Annotated in this window: 3 protein-coding genes; all 3 read right to left on the reverse strand. The window is 42.2% G+C overall.

Features of this window, described 5'->3' with window-relative positions; all coding sequences use genetic code 11:
• Positions 1 to 49: 49 nt before the first annotated feature.
• Entirely contained in the window at positions 50 to 1312 is a 1263-nt protein-coding gene (gene ltrA, locus Q7P05_RS05585; protein ID WP_303930974.1) for a group II intron reverse transcriptase/maturase, read from the reverse strand.
• A gap of 4 nt (positions 1313 to 1316) precedes the next feature.
• Positions 1317 to 1454, reverse strand: a complete 138-nt coding sequence (locus Q7P05_RS05590; protein ID WP_303930976.1) for a hypothetical protein — start codon at positions 1452 to 1454, stop codon at positions 1317 to 1319.
• 436 nt (positions 1455 to 1890) lie between these two features.
• Positions 1891 to 2276 (reverse strand): hypothetical protein (locus Q7P05_RS05595; protein WP_303930977.1); only part of this gene is annotated, 386 nt, incomplete at its 5' end.

Genomic DNA, 2276 nt, shown 5'->3' on the forward strand with positions numbered 1-2276 from the left:
CCTCTCACACCACCGTGCGTACCGTTCGGTACACGGCGGTTCAATCAACTTAACATTTAACAAACCTCTCGGTATAGTAGTCATACATTGAGACCAAGCCAAATGAGGCTAGTCTCTTATTGGTAATTACATAGTTTAGCGCACCTTCACTTAATCGAGCTACCCGTGCACCACTGTATGCTATTGCATAAGCCTTCTTACTATACATTCCTAACTTCATTAGGTTTTGCGCACGATTTTGTGGGGTTTTCCAATGCACCCAGATACACATACGCAATCTTCTACGAATTAGCGCATCCATATCTTTGCATAACCACTTCATATAACCGATTCCGAAATAATTGATCCATCCACGGGTTAGCTGGTTAAGCTTTTCAATCTTATAGCGATTGCTGACACTCCAGTTTCTTCTCGTGAGCCATTTCATTTTCGTTTTGAGCTTAGCTATTGATTTTGCATGTGGTCTTGCCTTGTATTGTTGTGCTTGCGTGTTGAAAAAGAATCCAAAACCAAGATATTTAAGTCCATCTGGTCTGTCTACTTTGCTTTTAGTCATGTTGACCTTAAGTCCTAGTTTCTCTTCAATAAATCGTGAGATATTCCTCATAACTCGATTGGCAGACATTTCACTTCTGACCATAATGATACAGTCGTCTGCGTAACGTACAAAGTTTAGCCCTCTGGTCTCCATTTCCATATCTAGTTCATTCAGCATAATATTCGCCAGAAGAGGCGAAAGGTTTCCACCTTGTGGTGTTCCCACTATAGAATCCTCATACTCATCGTCAATCATGATTCCACTGACAAGATATTTTCTAACGATAGAGATGACGTCTCCATCTTTGATAGTTCTACCGATAATGGTCATAAGTTTGTCATGATTCACTGTGTCAAAGAACTTTTCCAAGTCAATGTCTACAATCCAATCATTACCATCATTCATCATGTCTAACGCTGTTAGGATTGCTTGCTGTGCACATCTATTTGGTCTAAATCCATAACTGTGGGCATGGAATTGTTCCTCGTAGATTGGTGTAAGTACCTGTGCAATGGCCTGTTGTACAAATCTGTCTGTTACTGTTGGTACTCCTAGGTTTCTGACACCGCCATCAGGCTTTGGTATCTCCACTCTTCGTACTGGCTGAGGCTTATACTTTCTTGTCCTCAACTGTTCCTTGATGATTTCGCCGTTCTTTACAAGGTGTTCTTTAAGTTCTGTGTATTTCATTCCGTCCACACCCTCTGCACCTTTATTTCGTACGACTTGCAGATATGCTCTGTTGAGGTTATCGCTAGAAAGTATCTGCTCCATTAGACTACTTGTGTTCATGCGTTCTTTCCTTTCCGTCTCGCTTGATTTGACCACCTTTTACCCGATTGGTTACGGCAGATGTTGCCATTTCTGCAATACGAGATATACTCAAACTTATTGATTGTTCGCCCCTTCGCTCCATTTCCATTACAGAAACTTCTTCACTACTATGGGTTCTGCTGACTTCTCACAGTTCGTTGTTACTAGGCAAATGAAACCTCTGTGAGACCTCCACGCTTAAGGTGCACGCTCTTTCTCCTCATAAATCCGCCGCATTTACTCTGCTTCTACAAATGTGGTAGTTATTAGACTTTACTGTCTTTCGCCAGCTTATCTCTCGAAGCCTAGCCTCATATGCGATTTCTGTCCGTCGGACCAAGGATTTGCCTACAGCTTCCTTCAGATTCCACCTCACGATGGACACCCTTGCTGTTCAGCTATACATTTCCCACTACCTGGGCATGTTCAGGACTTTCACCTGCGAGAGCGCGCCCATGGCGCGCAAACGAAACGTGCGCCGCTGGGCGCACATAGTAAAAAGTGTCTGAAGTTTATAAATAAACTACAGACACTTTTAATCAAGTATCCATTTCAGGGAATAAATCCGGTCTCAAATGCGTCATATCTGTTGGATTCTTCTCTATGCGTTCTATCGGATTGGGGCAATAAACATTATATGTTTCCCGTGAATTCATCTTTATAAACGTTCCAGGATCATTTAAAGCTTCTTCCTCTTCCTTAGTTGGTCTATGTGGTCTTGTATAAACATATGCAATATGCGGATATAAACTGTCTCCAGGCGTCTTCCCAAATACACTTTGTTTCGTATGGAAATACAAAGCAGAATAACCTCCCGCATCAACATGAGCAAGACCTCTGGGCAAAATAACCAGATCACCTGCCTGAAATTCATAGTATTCTTCTTCACAAGTAGCATCACCCACACCAATAGTAACACTCCCTG

Source organism: Veillonella dispar (assembly GCF_937975875.1).
Classification (GTDB): Bacteria; Bacillota; Negativicutes; order Veillonellales; family Veillonellaceae; genus Veillonella; species Veillonella dispar_B.

Excerpts from the sequence above, each read along its gene's own strand:
- ltrA (WP_303930974.1), bottom strand. The coding sequence starts at position 1,312 with ATGGAGCAGATACTTTCTAGCGATAACCTCAACAGAGCATATCTGCAA.
- Q7P05_RS05590 (WP_303930976.1), bottom strand. The coding sequence starts at position 1,454 with ATGGAGCGAAGGGGCGAACAATCAATAAGTTTGAGTATATCTCGTATT.